At 61.7% G+C, this 17,797-nt stretch carries 22 protein-coding genes and 1 tRNA gene; 17 read left to right on the forward strand and 6 right to left on the reverse strand.

The features are described 5' to 3' along the window. Positions 1–10 precede the first annotated feature (10 nt). The 15 genes from ISP18_RS04025 to metX all read left to right on the forward strand — a co-directional run bounded on the left by ISP18_RS04025 (position 11) and on the right by metX (position 12,936). On the forward strand, positions 11–1,564 hold the full coding sequence (locus tag ISP18_RS04025) for a DHA2 family efflux MFS transporter permease subunit (protein WP_380017242.1): 1,554 nt from the start codon (positions 11–13) through the stop codon (positions 1,562–1,564). An 87-nt stretch (positions 1,565–1,651) separates the two neighbouring features. Beyond that, a complete protein-coding gene (phaR, locus tag ISP18_RS04030; RefSeq protein ID WP_380017244.1) occupies positions 1,652–2,158 on the forward strand; it encodes a polyhydroxyalkanoate synthesis repressor PhaR in 507 nt (168 codons plus the stop codon). Positions 2,159–2,228: 70 nt separating this feature from the next. Next, a complete protein-coding gene (phbB, locus tag ISP18_RS04035) occupies positions 2,229–2,990 on the forward strand; it encodes an acetoacetyl-CoA reductase (protein WP_380017246.1) in 762 nt (253 codons plus the stop codon). 130 nt (positions 2,991–3,120) lie between these two features. Beyond that, entirely contained in the window at positions 3,121–4,491 is a 1,371-nt protein-coding gene (locus ISP18_RS04040; RefSeq protein ID WP_380017248.1) for an FAD-dependent oxidoreductase, read from the forward strand. Next, entirely contained in the window at positions 4,484–4,918 is a 435-nt protein-coding gene (locus tag ISP18_RS04045) for a DUF3293 domain-containing protein (RefSeq protein ID WP_380017250.1), read from the forward strand. Before ISP18_RS04040 ends, ISP18_RS04045 begins: the two co-directional genes overlap by 8 nt. A gap of 21 nt (positions 4,919–4,939) precedes the next feature. Beyond that, positions 4,940–5,575 (forward strand): cytochrome c biogenesis heme-transporting ATPase CcmA, encoded by a 636-nt coding sequence (ccmA, locus tag ISP18_RS04050; RefSeq protein ID WP_380017252.1) that lies wholly within the window; start codon positions 4,940–4,942, stop codon positions 5,573–5,575. Then, positions 5,568–6,263, forward strand: coding sequence for a heme exporter protein CcmB (ccmB, locus tag ISP18_RS04055; RefSeq protein ID WP_380017254.1), 696 nt, complete (start codon positions 5,568–5,570; stop codon positions 6,261–6,263). Before ccmA ends, ccmB begins: the two co-directional genes overlap by 8 nt. Before the next feature lies 1 nt (position 6,264). Next, on the forward strand, positions 6,265–7,023 hold the full coding sequence (locus ISP18_RS04060; RefSeq protein WP_380017256.1) for a heme ABC transporter permease: 759 nt from the start codon (positions 6,265–6,267) through the stop codon (positions 7,021–7,023). Next, on the forward strand, positions 7,020–7,232 hold the full coding sequence (ccmD, locus tag ISP18_RS04065; RefSeq protein WP_380017258.1) for a heme exporter protein CcmD: 213 nt from the start codon (positions 7,020–7,022) through the stop codon (positions 7,230–7,232). The genes ISP18_RS04060 and ccmD overlap by 4 nt, the downstream gene beginning before the upstream one ends. Positions 7,233–7,240: 8 nt before the next feature. Continuing rightward, complete coding sequence (ccmE, locus tag ISP18_RS04070; RefSeq protein WP_380017260.1) at positions 7,241–7,711, forward strand: cytochrome c maturation protein CcmE; 471 nt, start codon at positions 7,241–7,243, stop codon at positions 7,709–7,711. Further along, positions 7,708–9,687, forward strand: a complete 1,980-nt coding sequence (locus ISP18_RS04075; RefSeq protein WP_380017262.1) for a heme lyase CcmF/NrfE family subunit — start codon at positions 7,708–7,710, stop codon at positions 9,685–9,687. The genes ccmE and ISP18_RS04075 overlap by 4 nt, the downstream gene beginning before the upstream one ends. Then, positions 9,684–10,226, forward strand: coding sequence for a DsbE family thiol:disulfide interchange protein (locus ISP18_RS04080; protein ID WP_380017264.1), 543 nt, complete (start codon positions 9,684–9,686; stop codon positions 10,224–10,226). Before ISP18_RS04075 ends, ISP18_RS04080 begins: the two co-directional genes overlap by 4 nt. Continuing rightward, positions 10,226–10,669, forward strand: a complete 444-nt coding sequence (locus ISP18_RS04085; RefSeq protein ID WP_380017266.1) for a cytochrome c-type biogenesis protein — start codon at positions 10,226–10,228, stop codon at positions 10,667–10,669. The genes ISP18_RS04080 and ISP18_RS04085 overlap by 1 nt, the downstream gene beginning before the upstream one ends. Beyond that, complete coding sequence (locus ISP18_RS04090; RefSeq protein ID WP_380017268.1) at positions 10,666–11,730, forward strand: tetratricopeptide repeat protein; 1,065 nt, start codon at positions 10,666–10,668, stop codon at positions 11,728–11,730. The genes ISP18_RS04085 and ISP18_RS04090 overlap by 4 nt, the downstream gene beginning before the upstream one ends. Before the next feature lie 105 nt (positions 11,731–11,835). Continuing rightward, positions 11,836–12,936, forward strand: a complete 1,101-nt coding sequence (metX, locus tag ISP18_RS04095) for a homoserine O-acetyltransferase MetX (RefSeq protein ID WP_380017612.1) — start codon at positions 11,836–11,838, stop codon at positions 12,934–12,936. 42 nt (positions 12,937–12,978) lie between these two features. Here metX and ISP18_RS04100 read toward each other — a convergent pair whose 3' ends face one another. Beyond that, positions 12,979–13,296, reverse strand: a complete 318-nt coding sequence (locus tag ISP18_RS04100) for a hypothetical protein (RefSeq protein WP_380017270.1) — start codon at positions 13,294–13,296, stop codon at positions 12,979–12,981. Between the two features lie 121 nt (positions 13,297–13,417). Here ISP18_RS04100 and ISP18_RS04105 point away from each other — a divergent pair, with 121 nt between their 5' ends. Together ISP18_RS04105 and ISP18_RS04110 are read left to right on the forward strand one after the other, a co-directional pair. Next, positions 13,418–14,008, forward strand: a complete 591-nt coding sequence (locus ISP18_RS04105; RefSeq protein ID WP_380017613.1) for a cysteine dioxygenase family protein — start codon at positions 13,418–13,420, stop codon at positions 14,006–14,008. 27 nt (positions 14,009–14,035) lie between these two features. Further along, positions 14,036–14,121: transfer RNA gene (locus tag ISP18_RS04110), tRNA-Leu, on the forward strand. A 63-nt stretch (positions 14,122–14,184) separates the two neighbouring features. Here the strand turns inward: ISP18_RS04110 and ISP18_RS04115 are convergent. The 5 genes from ISP18_RS04115 to pgaC form a co-directional block, all read right to left on the reverse strand. Beyond that, positions 14,185–14,505 (reverse strand): helix-turn-helix domain-containing protein, encoded by a 321-nt coding sequence (locus tag ISP18_RS04115; RefSeq protein ID WP_380017272.1) that lies wholly within the window; start codon positions 14,503–14,505, stop codon positions 14,185–14,187. Continuing rightward, on the reverse strand, positions 14,502–14,867 hold the full coding sequence (locus ISP18_RS04120) for a type II toxin-antitoxin system RelE/ParE family toxin (RefSeq protein WP_380017274.1): 366 nt from the start codon (positions 14,865–14,867) through the stop codon (positions 14,502–14,504). Before ISP18_RS04120 ends, ISP18_RS04115 begins: the two co-directional genes overlap by 4 nt. Positions 14,868–15,156: 289 nt before the next feature. Then, complete coding sequence (locus tag ISP18_RS04125; RefSeq protein WP_380017276.1) at positions 15,157–16,023, reverse strand: LysR family transcriptional regulator; 867 nt, start codon at positions 16,021–16,023, stop codon at positions 15,157–15,159. A gap of 80 nt (positions 16,024–16,103) precedes the next feature. Next, positions 16,104–16,550, reverse strand: a complete 447-nt coding sequence (gene pgaD / locus ISP18_RS04130) for a poly-beta-1,6-N-acetyl-D-glucosamine biosynthesis protein PgaD (RefSeq protein ID WP_380017278.1) — start codon at positions 16,548–16,550, stop codon at positions 16,104–16,106. Then, positions 16,547–17,797 (reverse strand): poly-beta-1,6-N-acetyl-D-glucosamine synthase, encoded by a 1,251-nt coding sequence (pgaC, locus tag ISP18_RS04135; protein ID WP_380017280.1) that lies wholly within the window; start codon positions 17,795–17,797, stop codon positions 16,547–16,549. The genes pgaD and pgaC overlap by 4 nt, the downstream gene beginning before the upstream one ends.

Here is a 17,797-nt window from a genome sequence, read left to right on the forward strand (position 1 = left end):
CGAACCCGTCATGGCAGCCACACCCGAAAACGCCGCTCCGCTGAAGCCGTTGCACGGCATGCCGCTGGTCCTGCTGACGGTCGCCGTCGCGTTCAGCACCTTCATGGAAGTGCTGGACATGACCATCGTCAACGTGGCCGTGCCGCACATCGCCGGCAGCCTGGCGGTAAGCCCCAACGAGGGCACCTGGACGATCAGCTCCTACTCGCTGGCCAGCGCGATCATGCAGCCGCTCACCGGCTGGATCGCGCGCCGCTTCGGCGAGGTGCGCACCTTCGTCACTTCAGTGCTGCTGTTCGTCATCTTTTCCATGTTCTGCGGCCTGGCCACCACCATGCCGATGCTGGTGTTCGGACGCCTGATGCAGGGCGCGGGTTCCGGCCCGATGGTGGCGCTCTCGCTGACCTTGCTGTTGTCCAGTTATCCAAAGGAAAAACAGGGCATCGCGCTGGCGATGTGGGCGATGACGGTGGTGATCGCGCCGATCTTCGGCCCGATCCTGGGTGGCTGGCTCACCGACAATTTCTCCTGGCCGTGGATTTTCTACATCAACCTGCCGGTGGGCATCCTGGCCGCGATCGTCACCTGGACGCTGCTGCACAAACGCGAGACCAAAACGGTGAAGGCGCCGATCGACATGGTAGGGCTGGTGCTATTGGTGGCAGGCGTGGGTTGCCTGCAGTTCATGCTGGACAACGGCAACGACCATGACTGGTTCGCTTCGCCACTGATCCTCACGCTCGGCCTGATCGCATTTGTTTGCCTCACCTTCCTGGTGGTGTGGGAAATCCACGCCAAGCATCCGGTGATCGATCTCACCCTGTTCAAGCAGCGCAACTTCACCGTGGGCGTGATCAGCTTGTCGCTGGGCATGTTCGCCTTCTTCGGCATCAACGTGGTGTTTCCGCTGTGGCTGCAGACCACGCTGGGCTACACCGCTACCTGGGCCGGCCTGGCGGCGGCGCCGGTAGGGGTGCTGGCGTTCCTGCTTTCACCGATCGTCGGGCGCAACATGCACAAAGTCGATCTGCGTTTACTGGTGAGCTGGGCGTTCATTGTGTTCGCCATCACCACGTATTGGTTTTCCACCTTCGACAGCGCCGCCTCTTTCGGCACGCTGGTGGTGCCGCGCTTCGTGATGGGCTTGGCCATTCCGTGCTTCTTCATTCCGCTAAACCAGATCTACCTTTCCGGCCTACCGGCCTCGGAGATCGCCAGCGCCTCAGGGCTGTCCAACTTCTTCCGCACGCTGGGTTCCAGTGTGTCTACCGCGGTAATGGTGACGCTGTGGCAGCACCGCGGCATTGCCCATCATGCAAACCTTACCGAGTACGTAAACCCGGCCCAGCCGGGCGCCGCCCAATACATCCAGCAGCTTTCGCATTTGGGCTTCGGGGCGACCCAACGTCTGGGTTATATCGATCAAATCATCACTCGGGAGGGCTATACCCTGGCGGTTAACGACATCTTCTACGGTTGCGCCATTCTGTTCGTGATTCTGCTGCCCGTGCTCTGGTTCGCCCGCCCGCCATTCGGCAGCGCCGGCGGCGGCGTGGGGCACTGAACCGGAAGCATTGCTGCACCTTCGGGTGCAGCATAAAAAGCTGAACGCCGACTGGTGCGACGCAATACCTTCTGCTAGTTTGTGTGCATGGCACAAACTATCCGCATTATCAAGAAATACCCGAACCGTCGGCTCTACGACACGGAGATCTCCAGCTACATCACGCTGGAGGAAGTCCGTCAGCTGGTAATGGATGGCGAAACCTTCGAGGTCCGCGACGCCAAGAGCGGCGAGGACCTGACTCGCTCCGTGCTGCTGCAGATCATTTCCGAGCACGAGGATAAAGGGCAGCCGATGCTCTCGCCGCAGTTGCTGAGCCAGATTATTCGTTTCTACGGCGACTCCCTGCAGGGATTCATGGGGCCGTATCTGGAGCGCAGCCTGCAGGTGTTCCTCGACCAGCAGCAGCAGTTCCGCACCCAGCTCAACAGCATGATGGGGCAAACCCCCTGGGCGCTCTTGAACGAGCTGACGGAACGCAACATGGATGCGTGGAAGAACATGCAGCGCGGCTTCATGGACGCCGCCTCGCAGGCGGCCCCGCCGCCGGGCCAAACCGGACCGACCGGCCGCACCACGACAAAGAAACCCTGATCTTTTCGGGCATGCTGGCGCTGCAGCACAACACGTGCTGCCGCGCGGCATGTGCTGAAGGAAATTTGTCATGAGCTTGTCAAAGTCCGATTCGCGTGTCGCGTTGGTCACCGGCGGCATCGGCGGCATCGGCACTGAAATTTGCCTGCAGCTTGCTCAGGTCGGACGCAGAGTGATTGCGGTGGATCTGGCCACGCGCAGCGATCGCATCGAGGCCTTCCGCGAACTCACCGCCACCTGCCATGGCACCATCCGCTTCGAGCCCTGCGACGTCAGCGACTTCAAAGCCTGCGGTTCGCTGGTCGAACATATCGAACACCACATCGGCCACATCGACATCCTGGTGAACGCCGCCGGCATCACTCGCGACACTAGCCTGCGCAAGATGGATCCGCAGCAATGGCACGAGTTGATGCGTGTGAACCTCGACGGCGTTTTCAACACCTGCCGGCACGTGGTCGAAGGCATGACGGCGCGCGGCTTCGGTCGCATCGTCAATCTCAGTTCGGTGAACGGCCAGACCGGCCAGTTCGGGCAAACCAACTACTCTGCCGCCAAGGCCGGTGTGCACGGCTTCAGCATGGCGCTGGCACGCGAAACGGCTCGCAAGGGCGTTACCGTGAACACGGTTTCGCCAGGCTATTGCGACACGCCGATGGTGGCTGCCGTGCCGGAAGACATTCGCCGGCAGATCATCGCGGACATTCCGGTGGGGCGGCTCGGCATGCCGGCTGATATCGCGCGTGCAGTGGTGTTTCTTACTGCGGATGACGCGGACTACATCACCGGCGCGAATCTGCCGGTGAATGGCGGTTACTTCATGAGTTTCTGAATGAGTTTCTGAGCTGCACTGCTGCGTGGGTTGGGGTGAGTGCACAAGAACCCCACCTACCTGCTGGCACCGGCTTGCATGAAACGGGCAATTGCGGAACAGTGATGCGCTTCCTCCCACGGCACGCAGCATGACGCAACAAACAATCACCCTCATCGGCGGCGGTTTGGTAGGCGCGCTGCTCGCTCAGTTACTGGCCAAGCGCGGATTTGCCGTCGAAGTGTTCGAAAAACGCTCCGATCCGCGTCGCGCCGGTTTCGTTGGCGGACGCTCGATTAACCTCGCGCTAGCCGAACGCGGCCTACAGGCACTGCGCACGGCGGGTTTGGCAGACGATGTGCTGCAGCGCGCGGTGATGATGCGCGGTCGCATGGTGCATCCGGTCGACGGCGTTTCGGGCCTGCAGCGCTACGGCGTGGACGACAGCGAAGTGATCTGGTCGGTGTCGCGTGGCGGCCTCAACATGCTGCTGCTCGATGCGGCGGAAGCGGCCGGCGTGACGTTTCATTTCGACCAAAGCCTTGCTGCCGCGGATCTCGATGCCAGGCGCATCACCTTGACCGACGACCATGGCACGCAACGCCAACACCATGCGTCCGTGCTGATCGGTGCCGACGGCGCAGGCTCCGCCTTGCGTGCTGCGATGAACGATTATCTCCCGCTCGGCCAGCGCATCGAACCGCTCGGCCACGGCTACAAGGAACTGGAAATTCCGCCCGCGTCCGGCGCCGAGCGCTTCGCGATCGAGCCGCATGCGCTGCACATCTGGCCGCGCGGCGGCTACATGTGCATTGCGCTGCCGAACACCGAAGGCAGCTTCACGGTGACGCTGTTCCTGCCCGCACATGGACCGCATCCCAGCTTCGACACCTTGCCGGATGCTGCCGCGGCCAGCGCGTTTTTCCGCGAGGATTTTCCGGATCTTCTGCCACAGATTCCGCGCTTCGCTGAGGATTACGACGAGCATCCGGTCGGCAGCCTCTCCACGCTTTATCTCGATCGCTGGCATATCGACGGCCGTGCTCTGCTGATTGGCGATGCCGCGCACGCCATCGTGCCATTCCACGGCCAGGGCATGAACTGCGGTTTCGAGGACACCGTAGTACTGGCCGATCTGTTGGCCGAATCCGGCCGCGACACGGCCGATGCGTTCGCCGAGTTCCAGCGCATCCGCAAGCCGAATGCCGATGCGATCGCGGCGATGGCGCTGGAAAACTACATCGAGATGCGCGATTCGGTGGCCGACCCGCGCTATCTCGCCAAGCGCGAACTGGGCGCGCGGCTGGCCGCACGGGCGCCGCAGCATTTCATGGCGCGCTACCGCATGGTTACCTTCACGCACCTGCCCTACGCCTATGCCTACGAACGCGGCCGTGCGCAGGACGTACTGCTGGACCAATTGCTGCGTAGCTCCAACAAGGCCGACGATGTGTCGCTAGATGCCGCCGTGACCACGCTGCAGGCCACCCTGCCCCCGCTGCCGCCGCTGCGCCATGGATAGCGCGCTGATCGATGCCTATCGCAATACCGATTACCGCGTGCGGCTGTCGCAAGGCGGCTGGGCATCGATTCGCATCGATGCGCCCGTGCCCGAGCCGCTGCGCGCCTTGATCGGCCTGCATGGCTGGGCCTTCATCACCGCCTGGAATCCCTTTTCGCAGGTGCTGCCGCGCCCGCAGAACCGTGCTGCGCAGCAGGCTCTGCTCGGCGCGCTGCGCCGCCTGGCGGCCACCCCCACCATTTGTCCCGCCATGGGCGTAGGACGAGATTGGCGAGAGCCCAGCTTCTTCGTCGTCGGCCCGACGCTTGCGGAGACGGACGCGCTGGTGCAGCAATTTCGGCAAAACGCCTACGTGCACGGGCTGGCTGATGGCTACGCACGCCTGCGCCTGACCAGCGACGAGCCGCCGCGTGGACAAGCCGGCTAGGCATTACCCACAATGCCGGCGATGACTTACGCCACCCCTGCCGCCGCCTTGCTCGAAGCCCGCGCCCTTGCGTTCCACCGCCAGGACGAACCCGTATTCGGCCCGCTCGACTTTCGCCTCGACGCAGGCGAGCTGATGCTGATCGAAGGCGACAACGGCAGCGGCAAGACCACCTTGATGCGCATCCTCACCGGCTTGCTGCGCCCGGAAGAAGGTGAACTGCTGTGGCGCGGCGAACCGCTCACCTGGGATCGCTGCAGCGGCGAGGTGGTGTTCCTCGGGCACCAACTTGGCTTGAAAGCTGAATTGAGCGCGCGCGAAAACCTGGTATTCACCATCGGCCTGCATGGCCATCGCAACCATAGCGATATCGACAGCGCACTCACGCAGGTTGGGTTGACCGGATACGAGGATGAGCCAGTACGCAAACTTTCCGCAGGCCAGAAAAAGCGCGTGGCGCTCGCGCGACTGCTACTGATTCCCGCCACGCTATGGCTGCTGGACGAACCCTACGCCAATCTCGATCGTTCTGGCATCGAGCTAGTGGACGCTTTGCTGGAAGCGCATATCGCACACGGCGGCGCCGCGCTGGTGACCAGCCACGGCGCGGTGCAATTCCATGGCGGCGAGCCGCAGCGGATTCGCTTGCATGGCTGACACGCAACATCCCGGCCTGGCTCGCGCGTGCATGGCGGTGCTGCGTCGCGACCTTACGCTGGCATGGCGCCAGCGCGGCGACATGGCGCTGCCCGTGCTCTACGCACTGATCGTCACCTCGCTGTTTCCGTTCGCGCTCGGCCCGGAGAGTGCGCTGCTGCGGCGGATCGCCGGCGGCGTCGTGCTGGTGACGGTACTGCTCGCCATGTTGCTTGCGCTGGATGCGATGTTCCGCAGCGACATTGAAGACGGCTCACTGGAACAGCTGATGCTCGCACCGCAACCACTGGCGCCGATGATGGGCATGAAGATCCTTGCGCACTGGCTGGCCACTGCTCTGCCGTTGATCGTGATCGCGCCGCTGCTTGCCGGCATGCTGCACTTGCCTGCCGCCGTGATGCCGGTACTGCTGGCAGCGCTGCTGCTCGCCACACCGCTGCTGAGTCTGCTGGGTGGCATCCTGGTGGCGCTGACGGCCGGCACGCGGCGCTCTGGTATGCTGCTGGCCTTGATGCTGCTGCCGCTCTGCGTACCGGTGGTGATCTTCGCCGCCGGAGCACTGGCAGCCGCCCAGGAAGGGTTGCCCTGGATCGCCCCTATCGCCTGGCTCGGCGCGGCACTCGTCCTGGCTGTGGTGCTAGCCCCCTTGGCTTGCGCGGCTGCACTGCGCATCGCGCTGGATTCGTAGCATGGCTAACTGGATTCCCCTGTGGTTGCACAAGCTGAGTTCGCCGCCGGTGTTCTACCGCTTTGCCGGCACGTTGCAGCCGTGGGCAATCGCGTTGGCGCTGATCCTTGGCTTCGTCGCGCTGTATGGCGGCCTGGTGCTGGCACCGCCGGATTATCAGCAGGGCGATGACTACCGCATCATTTTCATCCATGTGCCCAGCGCCTGGATGAGCCTATTCATCTACGGCGTCATGGGCGTCGCCGCCTTTATTGCGCTGGTGTGGCGCATCAAGCTGGCCGAAGTGGTGGCGATGGCCTCCGCACCGATCGGCGCTGCTTTTACCTTCATCACGCTGGTCACCGGCTCGCTGTGGGGCGTGCGTATGTGGGGCACGTGGTGGACCTGGGATGCGCGGCTCACCTCCGAACTGGTGCTGCTGTTTCTGTATCTGGGCGTGATCGCGCTGTATCACTCGTTCGAGGATCGCCGTCAGGGTGCGCGCACGGCAGCGTTTCTTGCGTTGATCGGCATCGTCAACGTACCGATCGTGCATTTCTCGGTGAACTGGTGGAACACCTTGCATCAAGGCTCCACCATCAAACTGCTCGGCCCTTCCACCATTGCGCCGTCGATGGTGTGGCCATTGCTGACGATGATGATCGCGACCAAGCTCTATTACGTCGCCAGCTTGTGCGGGCGCACGCGTGCCGACTTGCTCGCCTTGGAAAGCGGTAAAGAATGGGTGCGGCAGATCGCCGAAGGCGAGGTGCGGTCATGAACGCAGCATCACTGCAATCGTTCCTTGCCATGGGCGGCTACGCGATCTATGTGTGGCCTGCATATGGCGTGTTCTTCATCGTGCTGCTGATCGACTGGCTTGCGCCGCAGCTCCGTCGCCGTCGTCAGTTGCGCGAGTTGCGCGCACGCATGGCGCGGCAGGATGCGCGCAAGGAACGCACGAACCGACCTTCTGCAGCTTCTACTTAAGCGTATCCATGAATCCGACGCGTCAACGCAGGCTTACCATCATCATCGCCATCCTCGCCGCCGTGATCGTGGCCGCGGCCTTGGTGGTGTACGCACTTCAGCAGAACATGAATTACCTGTTTACGCCCAGTCAGGTGCAAGCCGGGGATGCCACTAGCTACAAAACGTTCCGCCTCGGCGGCATGGTGAAGGCCGGCTCGATCCAGCGCAGCAGTGATTCACTGAAGGTCACCTTTACCGTGGTCGATGCAGTTGGCGTGATGCCGGTGGAATACAACGGCATCCTGCCGGACCTGTTCCGCGAGAACCAATCCGTGATCGCCACTGGTCATATGGACGGCGCCCGCTTCGTCGCCACGGAAGTGCTGGCCAAGCACGACGAAACCTACATGCCGAAAGAGCTGAAGGATGCGATGGCCAAAGCGCATGCCGGCAAGCGCATCGATGAAGCCGCCAATCAGGACAAGCAGCAGCTATGACGCCCGAACTCGGCCAGCTCGCACTCATCCTCGCGCTGTTCCTCGCCATCGCGCAGAGCGTGCTGCCGCTGATCGGAGCATGGCGCGGCAACCGGGCCTTGATGGCGGTGGCGCGGCCGGCGGCAACCGGACAGGCGGTATTCGTCGCGCTGGCGTTTGCGATCCTTGCATGGGCATTTGTGCGTTTCGATTTCTCGGTGCAGTACGTCGCCGCCAATTCGAATCTGCAATTGCCCTGGTATTACCGCATCGCGGCGGTGTGGGGCGCGCACGAAGGCTCGATGCTGCTGTGGGTGTTGATTCTTAACGTGTGGACCTTAGCGCTCACGCTGTTCAGCCGTCGCCTGCCGGAAGCATTCCTGGCGCGTGTGCTCGCCGTGCTCGGCATTATTTCGACCGGTTTTCTCTGCTTCATCCTGTTCACCTCCAATCCGTTCGCACGCCTGATGCCGATGCCGCCCGACGGCGCGGATCTCAATCCGATCCTGCAAGACCCGGGCATGACCTTTCATCCGCCCGTGCTGTACATGGGTTATGTGGGCTTCTCGGTAGCGTTCGCGTTTTCCATCGCCGCGCTGCTTGGCGGTTCGATGGAACAAGCGTGGGTGCGCTGGGCGCGGCCGTGGACGAATGCGGCGTGGGGCTTTCTTTCCTGCGGCATCGTCGCCGGCAGCTGGTGGGCGTATGCGGAACTGGGTTGGGGCGGCTGGTGGTTCTGGGATCCCGTGGAGAACGCCAGCTTCATGCCGTGGCTGGTGGGCGTGGCGCTGATTCATGCGCAAGCAGTGACGGAGAAGCGCGGTTCGCTGCGCGCGTGGACGATTCTGCTGTCGCTGTTCGCGTTCTCGCTGTCGCTGCTGGGCACGTTCCTGGTGCGCTCAGGCATTCTGACTTCGGTACATGCGTTCGCCTCCGATCCGCGCCGAGGCACGTTCATTCTGTGCTTCCTTGCCGTGGTGGTCGGTGGCTCGTTGCTGCTGTACGCCCTGCGTGCGCCGAAGGTGGCCGGTGGCAAGGCGTTCGCGCTGATCTCGCGCGAGAGCGCCATTCTTGTCGGCAACCTGATGTTCACCGTGGCGGCGGCGATGGTGCTGCTCGGCACGCTGTTTCCGCTGCTGGGCGATGCGTTGAACCTCGGCAAGATTTCAGTCGGTCCACCCTACTTCGGCCTGCTGTTTCCCTTGCTGATGCTGCCGGTGGTGGTGCTGCTGCCGTTCGGCCCGTATCTGCGCTGGGGCAAGAGCGATCTGCCGGTGCTCAAGCAGGTGCTGGTACGTGCCGGCGTTGCCGCATTGGCCTGTGCAGTAATTGCAGCGTTTTTCGTGCAGGGTCAGCTCAAGGCGATTGCCGGCGTGGCCAGCGCAGTGTGGGTGGGTATCGGCGTGGTGCTGTACTTGATCAAGCGCTGGCGCGAGATGCCGCGCGGACGACGCTATCCGGCCGAGATGGCGGGCATGCTGCTGGCGCACCTGGGCGTGGCCATCTTCGTGATCGGCGTGTTGCTGTCCGAATCGCTCAGCGTGACGCGCGACGTGCGCCTATCGCCCGGGCAAGTCGCCGTGGTTGGCGGCTATGCATTCCGCTTCGATGGCGTCACGCAAGCCACTGGCCCGAACTGGATTGCCCAGCAAGGCATCGTGACTGTGACACGCAACGGTGCGCCGGTGGCGGTGATGCATCCGCAGAAACGCACTTATTCGCACGAGCAAGTACAAACTTCGTCGGCCATCGATCCGGGTGTTACGCGTGATATCTACGTGGCGCTGGGCGAGCCGATGGATTCCAACCATGTGGAAGGCGCGTGGGCGCTGCGTCTTTACACCAAACCGTTCGTGCGCTGGATATGGGGCGGCGGGCTGTTCATGATGCTGGGCGGTTTCGTCAGTGCTGCCGATCGCCGCTTCCGCGTCAAACGCGAAACGGAAGCCGAAGCGACGCAGACCGTTACCGCAACGCTGCAAGAGTCGCAAGCATGAGCCGGCTGCTGCCGTTCTTCGCCTTCGTGCTGCTGGCCGCGCTGCTCGGCTTCGGTATCTGGTGGAACAGCGCGCACGATCCCACCGCCGTGCCTTCGCCGCTGATCAACAAGCCCGCGCCGTCCTTCGCACTACCCAAGCTAGATGAACCCGCCAGCACGGTGAGCAAGGCATCAATGCTGGGCAAGCCGTATCTAGTGAACGTATTCGCCAGCTGGTGCTTCGCCTGCGGCGAGGAACACCCGGTGCTGATGGCCGAGGCGAAGAACCTCGGCGTGCCGCTGATCGGCTACGACTACAAAGATGATCCCAACGACGCCAAGGCATGGCTGACGCAGCATGGCAATCCCTACGACATGGTGATTGCCGATGCGAGCGGCCATACCGCGATCGACTTCGGCGTATATGGCGCGCCAGAAACGTTTCTGATCGACGGCAAAGGAGTGATTCGCTATAAGCGCATCGGGCCGTTGACGCCGGAAGTGATTACGCAGCAGCTGAAGCCGGCGATCGAGGCGTTGCAGAAGGAAGCGCCGTAATGGTGAAGGCTGTACGCGCTGCCGCTCTGTTTGTGCTGATCGCCTTTGCGGGCCTCTCCGCGGCGCAAGCGATCGATCCCCTACCCTTCCGCGACCACACCGAAGAGCTGCGCTTCCAGCACCTCACCAGCGAGCTGCGTTGCCTCGTCTGCCAGGATGAAAATCTCGCCGACTCCAACGCCGACTTCGCGCGCGATCTGCGCCACAAGGTGTTCGAGCTGATGCAGCAGGGCAAGAGCGATGCCGAGATCAAGCAATATCTGGTGGATCGCTATTCCGACTTCGTGCTCTACGATCCGCCGGTCAACCATCGCACCTGGTTGCTGTGGTTCGGGCCGTTACTGATCCTGATCGCCGGGGGCTTCGTCGTCGTCAATACCATCCGCAAACGTAGCCGAGCCGGCGCGCCCAATGCACCGGCCGAGAATGGGGACGATTGGTGAAAACGTTTTTCTACATCGCCGCCGCAGTGATGATCGCTGTGGCGCTGGTCCTGCTGTTGCTTCCGTTACTACGGCATGGCCGGCAATCGGGCCGTCCTCGCAGCTTGTTCGTGCTGATGCTGTGCATTGCGCTGGTGGTGCCGGTGGGCGCGGCACTGCTGTACCGGCAGATCGGCACACCTACCGCGTTGGATGGCGTACCCACGCAGGCGCAGACCATCACCGACGTGAACAAGGCGCTGGATCAACTGCGCGCCCACCTGTCCAGCCAGCCGAATGACGTGCAAGGCTGGCTGCTCCTGGCGCAGGCTGAGATGGAAATGCAGCAGCCGGAGGAAGCGCGCAGGGCGTTCGAGCAGGCGCTCAAGCTGAGCCCGGACAACACCTCCGCGATGGTCGGCTGGGCGCAGGCCGATTCGACGGCGAGCGCGGATCACCATATCAGCGGCCACGCGCGCGAACTGCTGGAACGTGCCGTGAAATTGGAACCCAACAATCAGCGCGGTTTGTGGCTGCTTGGCATCAGCGATTTCCAGCAAGGTCGTTTTGCCGAAGCGGCGTCGACTTGGCGCACCTTGCAGCCGATGCTGGAGCCGGGTTCCAACGTTGCGCAGGCGGTCGCGCAGCAGATCACGCTGGCGGATGCGCGCGCCGGCAATACGCCGACTTCTGCTTCGAGCACGAGCTCTACGTCTTCGCCAAATGCCAATCAGGACAGCGGCCTACAGGTGAAAGTCACCTTGGCACCCGCGCTCAAAACCAAGTTGACCGCCGGTGATACGTTGTTCGTGTACGCCAAGGCAGAAAAAGGGCCACCCATGCCGCTGGCGGTGGCAAAGCTCGATGCCAGCCAACTACCTGCCACGGTAACGCTGACTGATGCGATGAGCATGCTACCGTCGATGAAGTTGTCCTCAGTGCCGCGCGTAGTAGTGGGGGCGCGCATCAGCCATAGCGGCAACGCCATCGCCCAAGCGGGGGATCTGGAAGGCAACGGCGGTACTGTCGACGTCGATAGCAAGGCACCGGTCAACGTGGTGATCGACAAGGTGCATGATTGAGGTATAGGCACTTCGGTGATGTCTGATTTCCTCACCGTCATTCCGGCGAAGGCAAGTTCGTCCATGCTCGTCAAGGCAAAACATCTCATCCAGCAAGGACCGGCCATGAGCGATGCACGCAAGTACTTCAACCTGGCCTCCCCCTTCGCGATGAAGCGCGGTGGCGCGTTGCGTGGCGCGCATGTGGCCTACGAAACCTGGGGCACGTTGAACGCAGCGCGCGACAACGCAGTGCTGATCCTCACCGGGCTTTCACCCAGCGCGCATGCCGCCTCCAATGCGGAGGACCCTTCGCACGGCTGGTGGGAAGACATGCTCGGCCCGGGCAAGGCAATCGATACCACACGTTGGTTCGTGATCTGCATGAATTCGCTGGGTAGCGACAAGGGTTCCACCTGCCCGGCGTCGATCGACTCGGCCACCAGCGAACCGTATCGTCTGAACTTTCCCGACCTTTCGCTGGAAGATGTCGCCAATGCCGCTCACGTGCTGGTCAAAAGCCTGGATATCGACAAGCTCGGCTGCCTGATCGGCTGCTCGATGGGCGGCATGAGCGCGCTGGCGTACATGGTGCTACACCCTGGCAGCGTGCGCGCACACATCAGCGTGGATACTGCACCACAAGCGCAGCCATTCGCCATCGCGATCCGCTCCCTGCAGCGCGAGGCAATCCGGCTTGATCCGAACTGGAACGGCGGTCAGTACGACGACGAGCGCTATCCCGATATCGGCATGAGCATCGCGCGCAAGCTCGGCGTGATCACCTACCGATCCGCGATGGAATGGAACGGCCGCTTCGCGCGCATCCGGCTCGAACCCGAGCAGCGCGAAGAGCAACCGTTCGGCTTTGAATTCCAGGTGGAGTCATATCTGGAAAGCCATGCGCGACGTTTCGTGCGCACCTTCGATCCCAACAGCTACCTCTATCTTTCGCGCGCCAGCGATTGGTTCGACATCTCTGAATACGGCGGCGGCAACGTGATGGAAGGCTTGAAGCGCATCCGCATCGAACAAGCGCTGGTAATCGGCGTAAGCACCGACATTCTGTTTCCGCTGGAACAGCAGGAGCAGATCGCCGAAGGGCTAGAGGCCGCCGGCGCGAAGGTGGAATTCGTAGCCCTGGATTCACCGCAGGGCCACGATGCGTTCCTGGTGGATATCGAGAACTACAGTCGCGCGATCGGTGGGTTCCTCGCGCGGCTTTGATCAAGCCATGTGTATTAAGCAACCGGGCAGCCTAAGGCCTGGCTACAGCTCCATCGGCCTGAACTCCGCGAACATCTTTTCCGTCTCCGGCAGCTCGCGCAGCGGCACATAGTCGCAGGCCGAGGAAAAGCGCTCCCACAACTCCACCACGCGGGAGCTTTTGTGGGCATCCTCAATGGCACCCTCCTTCCATTCGAACACCTCAAGGATGATGCCATCCAGGCCGCGCATCGCCTGTGCGGGGCGGTCGGTCACCAGGCCCAGCGCGCGCAGGCACGGCACATGCTCGCGAACCAGCGCTTCCAGGTCTTCCGCACACCCCGGCTTCGGGCGGTACGCTACAATCACCATCACACCCATGGATTCCCCCTCCGTGCCAGATCGGGCGCCGCTTGGGACAGGCTAGCAGAGAAGCTTCTTTCGGGCTTTAGCCGGTTTGTTTCCCATGGGCTAGCAATCCTTGGATTTAGCGAGACCTTCAATGCTCACCACGGAATTCCCCGGCTGTCAGAAACTAATCCAGGCAATCGACGCGGCTGTCGCCAAAAGCTCCACACCCGCCATCACGGACAGCCTGCGCAACAGCCTGTGCAAGCTGATCCAGGGCAAAGAAATCGAACTGCCCGCTTGCGTGTTCGAAACCGCCGAGGACCGTTACGCCCGCCGCGAGCTGTACCACAGTGACGACCACGGCTACTGCGTGGTCGCCATGACCTGGGGGCCCGGCCAGGGCACCCCGATCCACGACCACTGCGGTATGTGGTGCGTGGAAGGCGTCTGGAGCGGCGCACTGGAGGTGGTGCAGTACGAGTGCCTGGCTGCCACCGGCAACCAGGAAGGGCTGTATCGCTTCCAGCCGGTAGGCTCCATCCAGGCCGGCCCCGGCTCCGCCGGCAGCCTGATCCCACCCCACGAGTACCACACCATCCGCAACCCCAGCGACGATGCCATCGCGGTGAGCCTGCACATCTACTCCGGCAACATGACGCACTGTGCAGTGTTCAAGCCCACCGACGGCGACCGCTGCTACGAGCGCCAGGATCGCCAGTTGAGTCTCGACCCGGTGAACTGAAACCGGCATAATAGTCGTTCGTTCCATGCCGGTGTGGCGGAATGGTAGACGCGGTGGACTCAAAATCCACTGGCAGCGATGTCGTGTAGGTTCGAGTCCTATCACCGGTACCAATGACTGAGGCCGCTTATGCGGCCTTTGTTTTTTGTGCGTTGGTCTGCGCGTCATTCCGCCAATCAAGCCGCCACGCTGATGCCTGGCACGTGTGCGCGTCGCGCTGGGGACACGACGATCTCAACATGCTGGTCGAAGGCGACCAGTGCCTGCATTAGCCGCTCGAGCGAGATGTTCTGCAGTTTGTAGCGGCGGACCTGGGACACTTTGGGTTGCGTCATGCCAGTAATGCTGGCCACGTCCGTCTGACTGAGCCCTTGCTTGTCGATCAACTTATTGAGCTTGAAAGCGAGCATCGCCTTCGCCGACAACTCCTCCGCATCATCAAACCCGAGGTCTGCCAGCACGTTGTCGACACCTTTAGGGTTGTACTTGCGATTCATACTGTTCTCCCACTCGCTCGATAACGGGCGAGCACTGCCTTCAAGCGCTTCTCGATCAACATCACATCCGGCTGCGGTGTAGCGATGCCAGACTTGGATTTTTTCTGGAACGCATGAAGCACATGTACCGCGTCATCGATTTGCACCGTATAGACTGCGCGAAAAGTATCGCCTTTATAGTCATCCACCAATTCATATACTCCGGAGCCAAGCCCCTTCAAAGGCTTGGCAGACGTCGGCATACCACCCAACTGGACAACAAACAGTGCCACACCCATGTCCTTCTGGGTGGAAACCGGGAATGCCTTGAAATCTTTCTTCGAGGAACCCTCCCAGTACAGGAGCTTGCGTTTCTCCGTCATGAATTTATACCTTTACGGATATAAAGGACAAGTGAACCCTTGTCCCCTCAATATGACCAGCTACCGATGGAGCTTCCTCGGCTTTATGGATAGATCTGCAAGGCGAAGGCTAGAGGACTGATAAGACGGCACGCAGCAAGGCTTTGCGGGATCTGGCGTAGTCCCAGGCTATCTGTTGAGTTCTGTAACTTCAGTTATAGCGTCAGTTGATAGCCAAGCCACAAACAACCATGTGGATTTGCAATCACTGAAATACGATCCCACCCCGTTTTGCACGAGATGTGAACCGCTATGCCGCCGAAAGACTCTTGAACGCTGTGGTCAACGTACGCATGGCATTGCGCGAACGGCGATCGTTGAGCGCCGTGTACAGCACTACATCCTGGCTGGGCAACGGCGGAAGCGATAACGCCGGACCTACATCGGTGGTACCGCTTGGCGCCGTACGCCGGGCGAGTACGGCCACGGCCAGGCCGGCTGCTGCAGCCGCACCAACCACCGCGGCACCCTTGCCGATGAAAACCTCGGTCCAGGCAATACCGGCCTGATCAAGCGCGCGCACGGCCGCAGCGCGAATGCTGCACGACGCACCTTGGGTCGATAACGGCAAAGGCTGGCCGGGGCGCGGCTCCCAATTCACGGCAGCGATCCAGGCGAAGTTTTCGGTAAAGATGGTTTCGCCCTGGCTACGGCGACCTTCCGGCTGCAACACCAGTGCCGCATCCAGCTGACCTTCTTCATAAGCCTGCATGACTTCACGCGAACCGGCCACGTGCATTTCGATCACTAAGTTCGGATCGTGCTCGTTCATGCGGCGCAAAAGCGCGGGCAATTCGCTACCGACGATCTGCTGGCTGATGCCGATGGTCAGCCGACGCTGCTCAACTTGGAAAGAAGAAACGGCGCGTTCGTGCGCACCGACGAGGGCGCGTGCCGCATCGAGAAATACCGCCCCTTCCACCGACAAACGCACCTGCCGTGGTGTGCGTTCCAGCAATCGTCGACCAAGCTGATCTTCCAGACGCCGCAGTTTCAGGCTAATGGCCGATTGTGTTGTGTCGAGCACTTCCGCTGCACGGGTGAAGCTCTGCATGTCGGCAACAAAAACGAAAGCTTTGACGGCATCGAGATCGAGCGCTTTCACGGGTTCTGCCATGTCATTTTGCAATGACTGGAATATACATCAATGGCATTTACCAATGGCCAGCCTTGCTCAGTAGCATCTCGCCCTGTCACTTATGCATTGTGGCTGTTATCGAGAAACATCTGCCCATCATGTGCGAAGTGAATCACCGAGCGCCGTCCACTCCGTAGACGCCGTGCCGTTTCCACCGAGCTTGCCAATGCCGGCGCCATTTCGGTGATGTCGAGGTGGCGATTGCCGCGGCGCCGCTGCTTGCCCGCAAAACGGATGCGGTTGTATTGCGACCACGAGCCCATCGACAGCGTGCATACCACCGCTACTGTGACCACGATGCTCAGATCATTCGCAGCGTGCAACGGATGCATCAGGCCCAGTTGCCGGTAGGCGTCTTCCATGCCAAGCAACCATGCGATCAAGGTGAGCACGGGCAGCCACAGCGATATCCATAACGTCCACGCCACCATTGTGATCACGGCAAACAAGGTACGTTGCAGCGGTGCCTGCCGGTGCGGCCGGTTGATGATGAAGTCAGCTTTCATCGTATCCCCCTATCAGGACTGGTCCAGATCGCCAGCGTGCCCTTGCGTTTGAGTATGGCCTTGGGCAAGGCGACGATGGACGTGGCGGTGGTCAGCATCCAGTAAACCAGCGGATACCAGATCATCCAGTAGTAATTGCGGCCGATGCGCGACTCATAGCGGCGATCGATCATCAGACTGATGAGGAACTGCAGCATGCACACCATGCCCAGCACCACGCCGTTCCATTCGGGAAGCAACGCGGGCACGTGCAGCGACGGCGGCAGGTTCACGAACTGGCCGAGCAACCACAGCAGCATGATCGTCGCCATGTCGAACGACCATACCAAGCTCACCACGTATTCGAGCGCCACCATCCACATGCGCCGTTGCCGCCAGCGCAGTAGTTTCAATCCATAGCGCAGCAGCACTTCCGAGCCGCCCTGCGCCCAGCGCAGGCGCTGCTTCCACAAGCCGCGCAGCGTTTCGGGCATCAGGATCCAGCACAGCGCGTTAGGCTCGTAGCGAATTTCCCAGTGCCGCATCTGCAGGCGCCAACTCACGTCGATGTCTTCGGTCACCATGTCGGTGTTCCAGTAGCCGACGTCGTGCAAGGCCGATTTGCGAAATGCGGAGATGACACCGGAGACGGTGAAGATGCGCCCGTACACGCGCTGCGCGCGCTTGATCAAACCGATGATCGAGGAGAACTCACCCACTTGCAGCCTGCCCAGCAGTGTGGAGCGATTGCGGATGCGCGGATTGCCGGTGACCGCGCCCACGCGCGGGCTTTCCAGCATGTGCATGACCAGCCAGTGCGTGGCGTAGGCGTCGAGCAAGGCATCGCCATCGATGCATACCAGGTAGTCGCCTTCGGCAGCGAGCGCCGCCGCGCGCAGGCCGCTGGCCTTGCCGCGGTTGGTGGCAAAGTGCAGCACGCGCAATTCCGGGATTTCCTTCAGCAGTTGGTCCAGTTGCGCGCCGGTGTCGTCGGTGGAACCGTCGTTCACAGCGATGATCTCGAAACACGGATAGGTCTGCTTGGCCAACTGCTCGATGGTTTCGCGCACGTGATCGCTTTCGTTGTGGCAGGGCACGATCAGCGACACCATCGGGTATGACGGCAGTGCCGGCGGTTTCACGCGCGACGGTTCCTTGCGTTCCCAACGGAAGAAGTAGATCAGGCCGCCGCTCATCCAAATCAGCGACATGGCCAGCGGATAGAAGAAGGCGAATTCGAGGAAAGTATGGAGCGCGTGACCGTTCAT

The organism is Dyella humi (assembly GCF_044904605.1).
In the GTDB taxonomy this organism is placed as follows: domain Bacteria; phylum Pseudomonadota; class Gammaproteobacteria; order Xanthomonadales; family Rhodanobacteraceae; genus Dyella_B; species Dyella_B humi.

Bases quoted from the DNA above. Each gene is read 5' to 3' on its own strand.
- ISP18_RS04040 (WP_380017248.1), top strand. From the start codon at position 3,121: ATGACGCAACAAACAATCACCCTCATCGGCGGCGGTTTGGTAGGCGCG.
- pgaC (WP_380017280.1), bottom strand. From the start codon at position 17,797: ATGAACGGTCACGCGCTCCATACTTTCCTCGAATTCGCCTTCTTCTAT.
- phaR (WP_380017244.1), top strand. From the start codon at position 1,652: ATGGCACAAACTATCCGCATTATCAAGAAATACCCGAACCGTCGGCTC.
- metX (WP_380017612.1), top strand. From the start codon at position 11,836: ATGAGCGATGCACGCAAGTACTTCAACCTGGCCTCCCCCTTCGCGATG.
- ISP18_RS04120 (WP_380017274.1), bottom strand. From the start codon at position 14,867: ATGACGGAGAAACGCAAGCTCCTGTACTGGGAGGGTTCCTCGAAGAAA.
- ISP18_RS04080 (WP_380017264.1), top strand. From the start codon at position 9,684: ATGAGCCGGCTGCTGCCGTTCTTCGCCTTCGTGCTGCTGGCCGCGCTG.
- ISP18_RS04025 (WP_380017242.1), top strand. From the start codon at position 11: ATGGCAGCCACACCCGAAAACGCCGCTCCGCTGAAGCCGTTGCACGGC.
- ISP18_RS04105 (WP_380017613.1), top strand. From the start codon at position 13,418: ATGCTCACCACGGAATTCCCCGGCTGTCAGAAACTAATCCAGGCAATC.
- ISP18_RS04125 (WP_380017276.1), bottom strand. From the start codon at position 16,023: ATGGCAGAACCCGTGAAAGCGCTCGATCTCGATGCCGTCAAAGCTTTC.
- ccmB (WP_380017254.1), top strand. From the start codon at position 5,568: ATGGCTGACACGCAACATCCCGGCCTGGCTCGCGCGTGCATGGCGGTG.
- ISP18_RS04115 (WP_380017272.1), bottom strand. From the start codon at position 14,505: ATGAATCGCAAGTACAACCCTAAAGGTGTCGACAACGTGCTGGCAGAC.
- ISP18_RS04100 (WP_380017270.1), bottom strand. From the start codon at position 13,296: ATGGGTGTGATGGTGATTGTAGCGTACCGCCCGAAGCCGGGGTGTGCG.
- pgaD (WP_380017278.1), bottom strand. From the start codon at position 16,550: ATGAAAGCTGACTTCATCATCAACCGGCCGCACCGGCAGGCACCGCTG.
- ccmE (WP_380017260.1), top strand. From the start codon at position 7,241: ATGAATCCGACGCGTCAACGCAGGCTTACCATCATCATCGCCATCCTC.
- ISP18_RS04060 (WP_380017256.1), top strand. From the start codon at position 6,265: ATGGCTAACTGGATTCCCCTGTGGTTGCACAAGCTGAGTTCGCCGCCG.
- phbB (WP_380017246.1), top strand. From the start codon at position 2,229: ATGAGCTTGTCAAAGTCCGATTCGCGTGTCGCGTTGGTCACCGGCGGC.
- ISP18_RS04045 (WP_380017250.1), top strand. From the start codon at position 4,484: ATGGATAGCGCGCTGATCGATGCCTATCGCAATACCGATTACCGCGTG.
- ISP18_RS04085 (WP_380017266.1), top strand. From the start codon at position 10,226: ATGGTGAAGGCTGTACGCGCTGCCGCTCTGTTTGTGCTGATCGCCTTT.
- ccmD (WP_380017258.1), top strand. From the start codon at position 7,020: ATGAACGCAGCATCACTGCAATCGTTCCTTGCCATGGGCGGCTACGCG.
- ccmA (WP_380017252.1), top strand. From the start codon at position 4,940: ATGACTTACGCCACCCCTGCCGCCGCCTTGCTCGAAGCCCGCGCCCTT.
- ISP18_RS04075 (WP_380017262.1), top strand. From the start codon at position 7,708: ATGACGCCCGAACTCGGCCAGCTCGCACTCATCCTCGCGCTGTTCCTC.